Source organism: Aeromonas sp. NJAU223, assembly GCF_051125555.1.
GTDB lineage: Bacteria > Pseudomonadota > Gammaproteobacteria > Enterobacterales > Aeromonadaceae > Aeromonas > Aeromonas veronii_G.
In genome coordinates this window covers 677,733-691,232 of sequence record NZ_CP144204.1, presented here as the reverse complement: position 1 = coordinate 691,232, position 13,500 = coordinate 677,733, and the positions used below count along the sequence as shown (strand labels likewise).

Sequence of the window (13,500 nt, the reverse complement as noted above, 5' to 3'; positions counted from 1 at the left end):
GGTGGCTATGTCATGATTGTGAGGTCTGCAGCAGGTCATTGTCCCACAAGAATAATAGTATGACCAAATGCGGCCTCGGGGCCCGTGCTGTCATGACCTCACCCTATGTCAGTCCTCTTCGTCGGCGGTTTATCAGCATGACCAGATATGGCCTTCACGCCTGTGCGGCAATGACCCTCGTATCCGCCCTCATCCCCAACGGGTTATCAGCATGACCAGATATGGCCTCAGAGCCAGGGTGCTGGCCTTTACCATCTTGCCCACCCTCATCATCGGCGGTCTGATTGCCGGTTATTTCACCTTCCACCGCTACCAGCAGTTGGAAAGCAGCCTGATCGATCAGGGCATCAACATCATAGAACCCCTGGCGATTGCCAGTGAGTACGGCATGACCCAGCACAGTCGCGAATCCCTCAAGCGGCTGATCGGGCTCACCCATCGCAAGAATTCCCCCTTCATCAAGTCCATCGCCGTCTTCACCCAGGACAACCAGCTGTTCGTCACCTCCAACTACCACAGGGACTTCGGCCAGCTGCGCCTGCCCGATGGCAGCGCCATCCCGGAGCTCACCAGCGTCTCCTTCAACGGCGATGACATCATACTGCGCACCCCCATCCAGGCGGAGACCAGCCTTGACGGCTTCCCGCTGCCAAGCGATTTGGAGCCGCCGGTGATCGGCTACATCTCCATGCAGCTCGCCACCGACAGGGCCATCGTCCTGCAATACCGGGATGCCTTCTTCGCCGTGGTCATGGTACTCATCGGCCTGGCCATCAGTACCCTGTTCGGCTTCAGGCTGGTCAAGAGCGTGACCCAACCCATCACCGACATGGTGCAAGCGGTGCACCGGATCAGGGAGGGGCGGCTCGATACCCGGGTCAACGGCCAGCTCACCGGCGAGCTGGACATGCTGAAAAACGGCATCAATGCCATGGCCAAGGCGCTCTCCGAATATCACGAGGAGATGCAGCAGAACATCGACCAGGCCACCTCGGATCTGCGGGAAACCCTGGAGCAGATAGAGATCCAGAACGTCGAGCTCGACATGGCGAAAAAACGTGCCCAAGAGGCCGCCAGGGTCAAATCCGAATTCCTGGCCAACATGTCCCACGAGCTGCGCACCCCCTTGAACGGCGTCATCGGCTTCACCCGTCAGCTGCTCAAGACCAGCCTGACCCCGAGTCAGACCGACTACATGCAGACCATAGAAAAATCGGCCCGCAACCTGCTCGGCATCATCAACGACATCCTCGACTTCTCCAAGCTGGAGGCGGGCAAGCTGCAGCTCGAGCATATCCCGTTCAGCCTGCGCGACACCCTGAACGAGACCATGCATCTGCTGGGCCCGAGTGCCCACGACAAGCAGCTGGAACTCTCCCTGCAGGTGGATGCCGAAGTGCCGGACTACCTCACCGGCGACCCCATGCGCCTGCAGCAGGTGCTGACCAACCTCACCGGCAACGCCATCAAGTTCACCGAGCGTGGCAACGTGGATGTTCGCATCGAGCAGCTCGAGGCCGGCAATGGCCTCCATGCCGGCAAGAAGGTACGGCTCCGGGTGCTGATCCACGATACCGGCATCGGCATCTCGGAGGAGCAGCAGCGCCAGCTGTTCCAGGCGTTCAACCAGGCCGACTCCTCCATCTCCCGCCGCTATGGCGGCACCGGCCTCGGCCTCGTCATCACCCAGAAGCTGGTGCAGCAGATGGGGGGGCAGATCCGCTTCGAATCCGAACTTGGCAAGGGTTCCATCTTCTCCTTCAACCTGGAACTCGACGTCTCTCCCCTGCCCCAGACCGAGCGGCTGCCACTGGATCGCATCCAGGGCAAACGGGTCTGGCTGCTGGAGCCGGATCCCTTCGCCCACGCCTCCCTGCACGCCCTGCTGGCCGAATGGCAGCTGGATGTGCACTCCCTCGGCATGGACGACGACTGGCCCGACATGAGCCGCCAGGATGTGGTGATCATCGGCAGCAGCACCCAGCATCCTCCCCAGCAGGTGATCGCCCGCCTCGATGGCCTCGGCGATGCCCAGAACACCATAGTGGTGCTGAGCAGCCACGAACCCGCCCTGTATGACGCCATGCAGGCTCACGGTGCCCAGCACTGCCTCTCCAAGCCCATCAACCATCGCAAGTTGCTGCACGCCCTGCTCTCCCCCGAGACCGCCAGAGACGCCCGGCTGCCCGTCCCCGTCACGCCTCCCGAGCCGGCTATCAAGGTGCAGGAGGTCAAGGTACTGGCGGTGGATGACAATGCCGCCAACCTCAAGCTCATCGCCGCCATGCTCAAGGAGATGGTGAGCCAGGTGGTGGTGTGCAAGAACGGCAAGGAGGCGGTCAGCCTGGCCCAGAGCCAGCCGTTCGACATCATCTTCATGGACATACAGATGCCGATCATGGATGGCATCAGCGCCACCCAGGCCATTCGTCGCCACTCCCTCAACATGGAGACCCCCATAGTCGCGGTCACCGCCCACGCCATCCCGGGGGAGCGGGAGCGCTTGATCCGCCAGGGCATGGATGACTATCTGGCCAAGCCCATCGACGAGAGCATGCTGGCCCAGCTCATTACCGACTTCGCCCATCGTCGCCACCAGAATCACGGGGACGAGCAGATAGACTGGGCCCTCGCCGTGCGCCAGGCCGCCGGCAAGACGGAGCTGGCCCGGGAGATGCTGACCATGCTGCTGGCCAGCTTCGACGAGGTGGAGCCCCTGCTGGAGTCCGCCCTCGCGGGGCAGGCCGACGATGCCGAGGTGCTGGCCCAGCTCCATCGCCTCAACGGTGGTTGCGCCTACTCCGGCGTCCCCGGCCTGCAGCGCCTGCTCTCCCAGTTGGAGCAGCAGTTGCGGGACGGTGTGCCGGTGAGCGAGCTGGAGCCCGAATTGCTGGAATTGCAGGATGCGCTGGCGCAGGTGCGTCAGGAGGCGCCACGCTATCTCGATGCGAGCGAATGACGCGCTTTTTCTGACGCACAGCCCGGTAAATGGTAGAGTTGCGCCGTTTTTTACAGGAGTCAGCATGACCAACAACGATATTCTGCGCCGTCTGCGCTACGCCCTCACCATCAGCAACGATCAGATGGTCGAGATGTTTGCCAAGGGCAACCTGACCGTCACCCATGCCCAGTTGCACGGCTGGCTGCTGAAAGAGGCGGCGGAAGGCGAAGCGCAAGATCCGGGCTTCATGGCCTGTCCGGATTCGGCGCTGAGCCAGTTCCTCGACGGTTTCATCGCCCTGCGTCGCGGCGTGCGCGAGGATGCGCCGCCCCAGGTGATCCCGAACCGGATCAACAACAACCTGATCCTGCGCAAGCTGCGCATCGGCCTGAACTACAAGGAAGAGGACATGCTGGGCACCCTCAAGCTCGCCAACTTCAACCTCTCCAAGTCCGAGCTGAGCGCCCTGTTCCGCGCCAAGGATCACAAGCACTATCAGGATTGCGGGGATCAGATCCTGCGCAACTTCCTGATCGGCCTCACCGCCAAGCATCGCGCTTGACATAGCTGCCGCGCCTGAGCCATGGACCAGCGCCCCCGCTCACCCTCAGCCCTCATCAGGATGGCCGGTGAACTGCGCTGGTCGCTCTGCCTGCTGCTTCTGCTGCTGGGGGCCTGTCAGCCCGCCCCCTACCACCTCGATACCCGCCATGCCAGCGCCAGCCAGAATGGCCGCATCGCCTTCCTGATCCTGCACTACACGGACGAGGACGATGCCCACTCCCTGCGCCTGCTGACGGAACCTCAATACAAGGTGAGTGCCCACTATCTGGTGCCACGGGATATCGAACAGAGCCCGCTGCCGGTCTACCAGCTGGTGCCCGACGATAGGCGCGCCTGGCATGCCGGTCGCAGCCGCTGGCACCAGTATGCCGGCCTCAATGCCAGCTCGCTCGGCATCGAGATCGTGAACCTCGGCTATGACGAGAAAGAGGCGGCGCTCCCCGCGCACCTGCGCCACTGGCAGCCCTTCACCCGGGCCCAGATCGCCGCCGTCGGCGCCCTGGCGCGGGATCTGGTGACGCGCCATCAGATCCCGCCGACCCAGGTACTGGCCCACAGTGACATCGCCCCCGATCGCAAGCAGGATCCCGGCCCCCTCTTTCCCTGGCGCGAGCTCGCCCTGGACTACGGGGTCGGCGCTTGGCCAGACGAGGCCAGGGTCACCGCCCTGCGCCAGAGCTCCCTGCCAGCCTGGGATGCGCGCCAGTGGCAACAGCAGCTCGCCCGCTACGGCTATGGCATTGCCCCCAGCGGTGACTGGGATGAGCAGAGCCAGGCCGTGCTGCGCGCCTTCCAGCTCCACTTTCGCCCGACGTTGGTGACCGGCGAGCCGGATGCCGAGTCTCAGGCCATTCTGATGGCGCTGCTGGAGCGTTACTTCCCGTCCCCCTGAATCCTCCTTCCCCCTCACCGGATGCAGAGTGCCAGCGAAATGCCTGATGGCATTGCGAAAACCTGACTTTCCGATGTTCGGGATCCCACCCAACGCCGCGCCCAAAAACGACGAGGGACGCCGTGGCGTCCCTCGTTGATCCCGCTCTGGCGAGCAGATATCAGATCCCCTGGCGGGCTTCCTGCATCAGCAGACGCATGTCGCTGACCGCCTTGGCCAGACCGTCGAAGGCAGCGCGGCCGATGATGGCGTGGCCGATGTTGAGCTCATAGAGCTCGGGGATGGCGGCGATGGCCTTGACGTTGTGATAGTGCAGGCCGTGGCCGGCATTCACCTTCAAGCCCTTGCCGACGGCATAGGAGGCCCCGGCGGCGATGCGCTTGAACTCGGCGTTGCGCTCCGTATCCGTGGTGGCGTCGGCGTAACGGCCGGTGTGGATCTCGATGAAGGGAGCCCCGCTCGCGGCGGCGGCATCGATCTGCAGATAATCCGCATCGATGAACAGGGAGACCTTGGCACCGACGGCGGCCAGGCGCGTGACCGCATCGGTCACCTTGTCCAGCTGACCGGCCACATCCAGCCCCCCTTCCGTGGTTACCTCGGTGCGCTTCTCCGGCACCAGGCAGACGAACTGGGGCTGGATGCGGCAGGCGATGCCGATCATCTCCTCGGTCACCGCCATCTCCAGGTTCATCCTGGTCTGGATGGTCTGACGCAGGATCTCCACGTCACGGTCAGTGATGTGGCGGCGATCTTCCCGCAGGTGAACCGTGATGCCATCGGCACCGGCCTGCTCGGCCACGAAAGCGGCCTGTACCGGATCCGGGTACTGGGTGCCGCGGGCATTGCGCAGGGTGGCGATGTGATCGATGTTCACGCCCAGGTAGATCTCGCTCATTGCATACTCCTTGATACAGGTCATCTGTTCATTGTGGGCAGGCGCCAGCGCCAGTCCCGGTTGTCCATGAGCCACCGGAGGCGGGTTTTCCCTCCCATGTGGCAGCGATATATTCTTTAAAATTCAGACAGGCCTACAGTAACTATCGAGAATATCGAACCTGTCAGCCTGAAACACTGCCCCTGCGCTTCAAAAACAGCTCCCGGCTCTTCAGCTGACGCTTGCCCAGATAGGGTTGCAACGCCAGTCGGCTGAAACGTTTGGCCGCCTGCAGCAAGGGAGGGGTATCGAAGCGCCCTTCGGCGAAGGCCAGCAGGTGAGCGCCGAGGAACAGGGTACGGGGATCCGGCGCCCGCTCGCAAGCCACAAAGCCGAGCTCCCGCTCGAAGCCGTACAGCAGCTCGGGTTGAATGGGAGACTCGTCGTCGGCGGCATACTCGAAATCCACCGCATAGCCGAGCGCCTGCAGCAGCAGGAACTCGAAACGGCGTAGGGGCAGCTCCGGGGTCTCCCCATCTGCCAGTGCCATGATGGCGCGGGCATAGGCATCGAACACCTCGGGGAAAGGGGTATGGGCTTCGAGCAGGTAGTAGACCAGCTCGTTGAGATAAAGGCCGTAGAACAGCCGATCTCCGCCGAGCCGCAGGGAGTGATCCGGGCATTCCACCTGGGTGAGATTCTTGAGATCCCCCTTGCCACGCCAGGCGATGGTAAGCAGGGAGAACGGCTGCAACAGCCCCTTCAGAGGGGAGCGTGGCCCGCGAGAACCGCGAGCCACCAGGGTAAAGCGACCACTATCCTGGGTGAAGACCTCGACCAGCTGGCTGGTCTCCCGATAGGGCCGACTGTGGATGACGAAAGCCGGGCTCAGCAATCGCTCAGTGCCACTTAGTCATCGCCGTAACCGAGACTACGCAGGGCGCGCTCGTCGTCGGCCCAGCCGGATTTGACCTTGACCCAAAGCTCCAGGTGCACCTTGTTCTGGAACAGGCGTTCCATGTCGAGGCGCGCCTCGGTACCGATGGTCTTGATCTTCTCGCCCTTGTTGCCGATGACCATCTTCTTCTGGCCGTCGCGCTCCACCAGGATCAGGCCGTGGATGTGGTAGAGGCCGTTCTCCTCCACCTTGAAGCGCTCGATCTCCACGGTCACCGAGTAGGGCAGCTCCTCACCGGTGAAACGCATCAGCTTCTCGCGGATGATCTCGGAGGCCATGAAGCGGGAGGAGCGGTCGGTCACGTAATCTTCCGGGAAGAAGTGGACGTTTTCCGGCAGCAGATCCTTGGCCCACTCGCGGATCTTCTCCACGTTGGTGCCCTTCTCGGCGCTGATGGGCAGGATATGGGCAAAGTTCATCTGCTGGCCCAGCCACTCGAGGTGAGGGAGCAGATCCTCTTTCTCCTTGACGTTGTCGATCTTGTTGACCGCCAGCACCACGGGGCACTTGAGGTGGCGCAACTTGCCGAGCACCATCTCGTCGTCCTTGGTCCAGTGGGTGCCGTCCACCATGAACACCACCATGGCCACGTCCCCGAGGGAGCTGGTGGCGGCGCGGTTCATCAGGCGGTTGATGGCCCGTTTCTCTTCGATGTGCAGACCCGGGGTATCCACGTAGATGGTCTGATAGTTTTCCTCGGTGTCGATCCCCAAAATCCGGTGACGGGTGGTCTGGGGTTTCTTCGAGGTGATGCTGACCTTCTGGCCAAGCAGCTTGTTGAGCAGGGTGGACTTGCCCACGTTGGGGCGGCCCACGATGGCGACGAAGCCGCAGTAAGTGGTATCTGTCATGACAATCTTTCCAATGCTTGCTGCGCGGCGGCTTGTTCAGCCTTGCGGCGGCTGGTGCCGATCCCGACCAGGGGACCATCCAGGCCATCCACCTCGCACTGGACGGTGAACTCCTGATTGTGGGCCTCGCCCTTGACGTTGGTCACCGTGTAGGTCGGCAGGGATTTGCGGCTTCCCTGCAAAATTTCCTGCAGCCGGGTCTTGGGATCCTTCTGCTCGATGCCGGGCTTGATCTCCTCCAGGCGGCTGGCGTACCAGCCGAGCAACAGGGTTCGCACCGTCTCCAGATTGGTATCCAGATAGATGGCGCCGATCACCGCCTCGACCGTGTCGGCCAGGATCGACTCGCGGCGAAAACCGCCGCTTTTCAGCTCACCCGGCCCCAGGATCAGGTGATCCCCGAGATCGAACTCCCGGCCAAGCTCGGCCAGGGTCTTCTCCCGCACCAGGGTGGCGCGCATCCGGCTGAGATCCCCTTCCGCCGCTTGCGGGAAGCGGTGGAAGAGGTCATCGGCAATCACCAGACTCAGGATGGAGTCACCCAGGAATTCCAGTCGCTCGTTGTGACGGGAACCGGCACTGCGGTGAGTCAGCGCCCGGGTCAGTCGTTCTTGATCCTGAAAGACATGCCCGAGACGGGACTGCAGTCTGTTCATCTTGATATTCATTTACTTGATTCCGCCAATGCGGTTGAAGCGCACACCGGTCGGCACCCAGCTTGGCAAGCTGGAACCTTCCTCGCGCTCGAATTCGAAACTGATCCAGATGGCGACCGCCTTGCCCACCAGGTTCTCCTCGGGCACGAAGCCCCAGAAGCGACTGTCGGTGCTGTTGTCGCGGTTGTCACCCATCACGAAGTAATGGCCTTCCGGCACCACCCACTCATCGGGGTAGGTACCCGGCTGACGATAGTAGCGATCCACCAGATCCGGCATGAGCGGATTGCGCAGGGTCTCGTGAGAGACATCGCCCAACTGCTCGGTATAGCGATCCAGCGGGATCCCCATCTGGCTGAACTCACCACGTTGTTCAAACTTGACGTCGAGCTTCTTGAAGCCCGGGCACGTTTTCCCTGCCTGTTCGTCACACTTGGGCCGGATCATCAGCTCCTTGTTGCGATAGATGACCCTGTCTCCGGGCATGCCGACCACACGCTTGATGTAGTCGACCCGGGTGTCCAGCGGATACTTGAACACCACCACATCCCCGCGCTTGGGGGAGCCAGTCTCGAGGAACTTGGTGTTGCTCACCGGATCCTTGAGGCCATAGGCAAACTTCTCCACCAGGATGAAGTCTCCCACCAGCAGGGTGGGCATCATGGAGCCGGAGGGGATCTGGAACGGCTCGAAGATGAAGGAGCGCAGGATCAGCACCAGGGCAATGACCGGGAAGACCCCGCCGGTCTGTTCGATCCAGACCGGCATGGGGGCCACCTTGGCCAAGGTTTTCTCATCCACATTCGGGCCGGCATTGGCACGGGCAGCCGCTATCTTGGCCGCCCGTTGCTTGGACCAGACCAGCTTGTCGACGGTCCAGATGATGCCGGTCAGCAGGGTGACGACGACGAGGATCAGGGAAAAGGTGCTTGCCATCGATTAGTCCTTGCCTACGTGGAGAATCGCGAGGAAGGCCTCTTGCGGCACGTCGACACGGCCGAGAGACTTCATCCGCTTCTTGCCTTCTTTCTGCTTGTTCAGCAGCTTCTTCTTACGGCTCACGTCACCACCGTAACACTTGGCAGTCACGTCCTTGCGCAGGGCCTTGACCGTGCTGCGGGCGATGATCTGGTTGCCGATGGAAGCCTGGATAGCGATGTCGAACATCTGGCGCGGGATCAGCTCACGCATCTTCTCCACCACCTGGCGACCGCGGAACTGGGCGTTCTCCTTGTGGGTGATGATGGCCAGGGCGTCGACCCGTTCGCCGTTGATCATGATATCCAGACGGACCATGTCGGAAGTTTCGAAGCGCTTGAAGCCGTAATCCAGGGAGGCGTAGCCGCGGCTGGTGGACTTCAGGCGGTCGAAGAAGTCGAGCACCACTTCCGCCATCGGGATTTCATAGGTCAGCGCCACCTGCTTGCCGTGATAGACCATGTTGGTCTGCACGCCACGCTTCTCGATACACAGAGTGATGACGTTGCCCATGTACTCCTGCGGCAGCAGGATGTGACACTCGGCGATGGGCTCGCGCATCTCTTTGATGTTGTTGACCGCCGGCATCTGGGCCGGGCTGTCGATGTGGATGGTCTCGCCGTTGTTCAGCTCGATCTGGTAGACCACGGTCGGCGCCGTGGTGATGAGGTCCAGATCGTACTCCCGCTCCAGCCGCTCCTGGATGATCTCCATGTGCAGCATACCGAGGAAGCCACAACGGAAGCCAAAGCCGAGCGCCGTGGAGCTTTCCGGCTCGAAGAACAGGGACGCATCGTTCAAGGAGAGCTTGTCCAGGGCGTCACGGAAGGACTCATAGTCGTCGCTGGAGATGGGGAACAGGCCCGCATAGACCTGCGGCTTCACCTTCTTGAAACCTGCCAGCGCCTTGTCGGCACCGTGCTTGGCCTGGGTCAGGGTATCGCCCACCGGCGCGCCGTGGATGTCCTTGATGCCGCAGACGACCCAACCTACCTCGCCACAACCCAGGCCCTGGGTATCCACCTGCTTGGGGGTAAAGATACCGATGCGATCCACGCCCCACACCTGACCGGTGCTCATGACCTTGATCTTGTCGTTCTTCTTGAGAGAACCGTTCTTGATCCGCACCAGGGAGACGACGCCGAGGTAGGAGTCGAACCAGGAGTCGATGATCAGCGCCTGCAGCGGTGCATCGGGATCCCCTTCCGGCGACGGGATCCGGGCCACGATCTCTTCGAGCACCAGATCCACACCGAGACCGGTCTTGGCGGAGCAGCGCACCGCATCCATGGCATCGATGCCGACGATGTCTTCGATCTCTTCGGCGACACGCTCGGGTTCGGCGGCCGGCAGGTCGATCTTGTTCAGCACCGGTACCACTTCCAGATCCATTTCCATGGCGGTGTAGCAGTTGGCCAGAGTCTGTGCCTCAACCCCCTGACCGGCATCCACCACCAGCAGCGCCCCTTCACAGGCAGCCAGGGAGCGAGAAACCTCGTAGGAGAAATCCACGTGGCCCGGGGTGTCGATAAAGTTCAGCTGATAGGTGTTACCGTCTTGTGCCTGGTAGTTCAGGGTCACACTCTGCGCCTTGATGGTAATGCCGCGCTCGCGCTCCAAATCCATGGAGTCCAGCACCTGAGCCTGCATCTCGCGGTCGGACAGGCCGCCACAAGTCTGGATCAGACGGTCCGACAGGGTCGATTTACCGTGGTCGATGTGCGCAATAATCGAGAAGTTACGAATGTGTTTCATCGAGCAAGAATCACTCAAAATTAAGTTAGGGTCGGATATGAGGGCAGGATTTTACTGGATAACCCGGTCGACGGCCAATCTTTAGTCGACACAGGCCCGGAAATAGCGCCCTGGCGGCCATTTATCGCGCCAGGACCTGTATCTGCAGTAATACCATGCCAGTCAGGAGAGATGGCGGGTGCTCAGCACCACACCGAGCATGCGGGGGCCATACTCCCCCTGCTCAAGCCTTGCGGAAAAGTAACGAACCAGTAAAAAGCCCAGAGTGCCCCCCAGCAGGCAGCTGAGGATGGTGACCCCTTCCCCCGCCGAGAGCAGCGGCACCAGCCAGAGCTGGCCGAGCAGGGCACCGAGCAGCAGGCAGAACAGCGGCAGCACATAGACCAAAGCGGCCCCCCGCAGAATGCTCGCCTGGGGAATGCCGAGGCGGATCTGCTGACCCACCCTCACCTCGCCATTGAGGGCCACCTTCAATCGCTGGGACTTCATGGGAAACGCCTTGGCCACGGTGCCGGTACCGCAGTTGGACTGCTGATGACAACCGCTGCAGGCAGAGCGCCGTTCACACTCCACCCAGGCGTAATCCCCTTCGATGGCCACGACAGTCGCCAGCTCTTCACTCATGTTACTCACCTGACGACTCCAGATTAACAGCCATGGATTTATGCAATCTGAACACGCCCACCTCGCCTCGGCAAGGGGAATGAGCACGGCTCGCCATGGGGATTACTGCACGGCCTCGTTGCGGGCCAGGGGTTGCACCGACTCGGCGATACGTTTGGCGGTTTCGGCCGGCACCTCGCCCACGACGGTGATCTCGACCCCGACTTCGTTGACATAACTCACCAGGGAAGTGGCCCCTTGCCGAATAAGCTGCTGGCGCACCGTCTGCTTGGGGTCGACCCGGGCGACATAGACGGAGAGATCCACCACGCCGTCTGACAACATCATGTAATCCACCGGCAGGCTGGTACTGACCAGCTGGTGCCTGTCCTGAGAGAGCACTTTAAAGCCGCTCGGCAGCCAGGTGAGGTGCCAGGCCAGGGTCTGCTGGGGTGTCGGATAGGCATCCTCCAGGGTCAGCGCCTCCGGCAGCTTGCTGTTGGCCAGGGCCACCAGCCAGGGGGCCGGCGCCGACTGCCTGTCCAGATCCACCCCCAGCACCTGCTCTACCAGGTTGCCTTCCCGATCGACCATGTCGATGCGCAGCAGCAGGTGGCTCTGCTCGTCAATCCAGAGCACGAAGCCGTACTTGTCAGCTTCTTTCGGGACCAGTCTCACCACCTGAGCCACCAGACCGGCGACCCGGCTGCGACCCGCCAGCACGGGATCATAGCTCTCCAGCACTCGGGTCAGCGGCATCTTCACCAGGGTTGACCAGACACCGGGGAAGCGGGCGCCTTTCAGGGTGTAGGGCTCGTGAGTGTTCTCGAAGAAGGTGTATTCATTCTGGCGCTGCAGGTACTCCACCGTCTTGCCGTCGAGGTAGCTCAGATGGGCGACCTCCTTGCCATCGATGACCCCATGGCTGATGCGGATGGGTTCGAGACGCCCCTGGCGGGCCTTGACCATGGATAACTCAAAATTCTGTTGTGAAACGGCACTCTGCATCTGCTGCAACAAGGCCTCGGCCGACAGATCGTCGGCCGAGGCCTTGGCACAAATCAACAGAAGAGAGGCCAGCAGGATACGGCTGGACTGGCGCACGGTCTGATCCCTAAAAATGCGTTATTCCTGAATCTGCTTGTCTTGCAGCAGACGTTGTTGCAACTGGTGATCACGCAGGAAGGCGTTGACCCGTTCGCGCTGCTCTTGCATCTGTTGCTCGTTCAACCCTTGCTGGCGAGCCGTGGCGCGGTTGCCCTCTTGCGGATAGTGAACGCTTACGGGAGCGGCGCTGCCACCAACGGGTATGGTATTGAGTACCGGATTGCTCGGCACACCGTCCTGACCCTGATACTGCTGTACCCCGAAGATGACGGCGGCAGCCACGGATGCAGCGATGGCATATTGCCCCACCTGCTGACCGAAGCGGCGGATAAGCGGTATCACCTTGGCACCGGTTTTCACCTCGGTAACGGTCGATGGTGCCGGCACGGGAGCCAGTATGGTGGGCTCATCCTCCAGCGCCAGCATGATGCTGTCGCTGAGATCCAGTTGCAGATTGACCGGCAGGTCACCCCGCATGGCATCACCGATCAGATGGTAACGAGACCAGGTATCCTGCATGGAGGGATCCGTTCCCAGCTCATTCAGTACCTTTATCTCGCTCAGGTCGCCATCCATCAGGGCTGAGATTTGCTCTTTATTTGCCATAAGTTTGCCTGTCTTTCCCCAGTTTAATTCTCGATCAGAGGTTGCAGCTTTTTATCGATTGCTTCCCTCGCCCGGAAGATACGGGATCTCACCGTTCCAACCGGACAATCCATGATCTCTGCAATCTCTTCGTAGCTCAGCCCTTCCAGTTCACGAAGGGTGATCGCTGTTCTCAAGTCTTCCGGCAAGGCTTCTATGGCGGTAAACACGGTGCGCTTGATCTCATCGGTCAGCGTCAGGTTTTCCGGGGTGGCCACCTCTTGCAAGGCTTCGCCCCCACCATAGTATTCAGCCTCATCGGCTTCGACATCACTGCTGGGCGGTCTGCGCCCCTGTGAGGTCAGGTAATTTTTGGCCGTATTGACGGCGATCCGGTACAACCAGGTGTAAAACGCGCTTTCGCCACGGAATGTCGGCAACGCACGGTAAGCCTTGATGAAAGCCTCCTGCGCCACATCCGGCACATCGCCCGGATTGTTGACATACCTGGCCACCAGATTGACCACCTTATGCTGGTATTTTTTTACCAACAGGTTGAATGCATTTTTATCGCCACGCTGGACCCGTTCAACCAGCTGTTCGTCCAGTAGATTCTGGTCGCTCATCAGAGCCGTAAAACCCCCATCAGGTTATCGTTTTTCTTTTCCGGCCCTTTCTAAGCGCACAAGTTCAGACAGGAGGAATCAGAGAAAGTTCGCTTGTATCGAAAAAA

General features: G+C 61.2%; 13 protein-coding genes. 3 read left to right on the top strand and 10 right to left on the bottom strand.

Features of this window, described 5'->3' with window-relative positions:
• Window positions 1-211 precede the first annotated feature (211 nt).
• The 3 genes from barA (at window position 212) to VZC39_RS03315 (ending at window position 4,397) form a co-directional block, all read left to right on the top strand.
• Window positions 212-2,959, top strand: coding sequence for a two-component sensor histidine kinase BarA (gene barA, locus VZC39_RS03325; RefSeq protein WP_434665673.1), 2,748 nt, complete (start codon window positions 212-214; stop codon window positions 2,957-2,959).
• A 64-nt stretch (window positions 2,960-3,023) separates the two neighbouring features.
• Window positions 3,024-3,503 (top strand): DUF1456 family protein, encoded by a 480-nt coding sequence (locus VZC39_RS03320; protein WP_434665670.1) that lies wholly within the window; start codon window positions 3,024-3,026, stop codon window positions 3,501-3,503.
• 21 nt (window positions 3,504-3,524) lie between these two features.
• On the top strand, window positions 3,525-4,397 hold the full coding sequence (locus tag VZC39_RS03315) for an N-acetylmuramoyl-L-alanine amidase (protein WP_434665668.1): 873 nt from the start codon (window positions 3,525-3,527) through the stop codon (window positions 4,395-4,397).
• Window positions 4,398-4,557: 160 nt separating this feature from the next.
• Here VZC39_RS03315 and pdxJ read toward each other — a convergent pair whose 3' ends face one another.
• The 10 genes from pdxJ to rpoE all read right to left on the bottom strand — a co-directional run bounded on the left by pdxJ (window position 4,558) and on the right by rpoE (window position 13,393).
• A complete protein-coding gene (gene pdxJ / locus VZC39_RS03310) occupies window positions 4,558-5,295 on the bottom strand; it encodes a pyridoxine 5'-phosphate synthase (protein ID WP_434665665.1) in 738 nt (245 codons plus the stop codon).
• Between the two features lie 163 nt (window positions 5,296-5,458).
• Window positions 5,459-6,169, bottom strand: coding sequence for a DNA repair protein RecO (gene recO / locus VZC39_RS03305; protein WP_434665662.1), 711 nt, complete (start codon window positions 6,167-6,169; stop codon window positions 5,459-5,461).
• A gap of 14 nt (window positions 6,170-6,183) precedes the next feature.
• The gene (gene era / locus VZC39_RS03300) at window positions 6,184-7,083 is read right to left on the bottom strand and encodes a GTPase Era (protein ID WP_011704750.1); all 900 of its coding nucleotides are present in this window, start codon (window positions 7,081-7,083) and stop codon (window positions 6,184-6,186) included.
• Entirely contained in the window at window positions 7,080-7,751 is a 672-nt protein-coding gene (gene rnc / locus VZC39_RS03295) for a ribonuclease III (RefSeq protein WP_349921005.1), read from the bottom strand. The genes era and rnc overlap by 4 nt, the downstream gene beginning before the upstream one ends.
• Entirely contained in the window at window positions 7,752-8,675 is a 924-nt protein-coding gene (gene lepB, locus VZC39_RS03290; RefSeq protein WP_434665658.1) for a signal peptidase I, read from the bottom strand. It lies immediately after the preceding gene.
• Between the two features lie 3 nt (window positions 8,676-8,678).
• Window positions 8,679-10,472, bottom strand: coding sequence for a translation elongation factor 4 (lepA, locus tag VZC39_RS03285; protein WP_349921003.1), 1,794 nt, complete (start codon window positions 10,470-10,472; stop codon window positions 8,679-8,681).
• Window positions 10,473-10,634: 162 nt separating this feature from the next.
• On the bottom strand, window positions 10,635-11,096 hold the full coding sequence (locus tag VZC39_RS03280) for a SoxR reducing system RseC family protein (protein ID WP_434668327.1): 462 nt from the start codon (window positions 11,094-11,096) through the stop codon (window positions 10,635-10,637).
• Window positions 11,097-11,198: 102 nt separating this feature from the next.
• On the bottom strand, window positions 11,199-12,179 hold the full coding sequence (locus VZC39_RS03275) for a MucB/RseB C-terminal domain-containing protein (RefSeq protein WP_434665656.1): 981 nt from the start codon (window positions 12,177-12,179) through the stop codon (window positions 11,199-11,201).
• Window positions 12,180-12,200: 21 nt separating this feature from the next.
• Entirely contained in the window at window positions 12,201-12,788 is a 588-nt protein-coding gene (locus tag VZC39_RS03270; protein WP_434665654.1) for a sigma-E factor negative regulatory protein, read from the bottom strand.
• Window positions 12,789-12,811: 23 nt separating this feature from the next.
• Window positions 12,812-13,393 carry an RNA polymerase sigma factor RpoE gene (gene rpoE, locus VZC39_RS03265; RefSeq protein ID WP_349921000.1) on the bottom strand — a complete coding sequence of 194 codons (582 nt, stop codon included), beginning with the start codon at window positions 13,391-13,393 and terminating at the stop codon, window positions 12,812-12,814.
• Between the last annotated feature and the right edge of the window lie 107 nt (window positions 13,394-13,500).

What these genes read in the sequence shown, in the direction of transcription:
- barA (WP_434665673.1), top strand. Translation starts at nt 212, where the DNA reads ATGACCAGATATGGCCTCAGAGCCAGGGTGCTGGCCTTTACCATCTTG.
- VZC39_RS03320 (WP_434665670.1), top strand. Translation starts at nt 3,024, where the DNA reads ATGACCAACAACGATATTCTGCGCCGTCTGCGCTACGCCCTCACCATC.
- VZC39_RS03315 (WP_434665668.1), top strand. Translation starts at nt 3,525, where the DNA reads ATGGACCAGCGCCCCCGCTCACCCTCAGCCCTCATCAGGATGGCCGGT.
- pdxJ (WP_434665665.1), bottom strand. Translation starts at nt 5,295, where the DNA reads ATGAGCGAGATCTACCTGGGCGTGAACATCGATCACATCGCCACCCTG.
- era (WP_011704750.1), bottom strand. Translation starts at nt 7,083, where the DNA reads ATGACAGATACCACTTACTGCGGCTTCGTCGCCATCGTGGGCCGCCCC.
- rnc (WP_349921005.1), bottom strand. Translation starts at nt 7,751, where the DNA reads ATGAATATCAAGATGAACAGACTGCAGTCCCGTCTCGGGCATGTCTTT.
- lepB (WP_434665658.1), bottom strand. Translation starts at nt 8,675, where the DNA reads ATGGCAAGCACCTTTTCCCTGATCCTCGTCGTCGTCACCCTGCTGACC.
- lepA (WP_349921003.1), bottom strand. Translation starts at nt 10,472, where the DNA reads ATGAAACACATTCGTAACTTCTCGATTATTGCGCACATCGACCACGGT.
- VZC39_RS03280 (WP_434668327.1), bottom strand. Translation starts at nt 11,096, where the DNA reads ATGAGTGAAGAGCTGGCGACTGTCGTGGCCATCGAAGGGGATTACGCC.
- VZC39_RS03270 (WP_434665654.1), bottom strand. Translation starts at nt 12,788, where the DNA reads ATGGCAAATAAAGAGCAAATCTCAGCCCTGATGGATGGCGACCTGAGC.
- rpoE (WP_349921000.1), bottom strand. Translation starts at nt 13,393, where the DNA reads ATGAGCGACCAGAATCTACTGGACGAACAGCTGGTTGAACGGGTCCAG.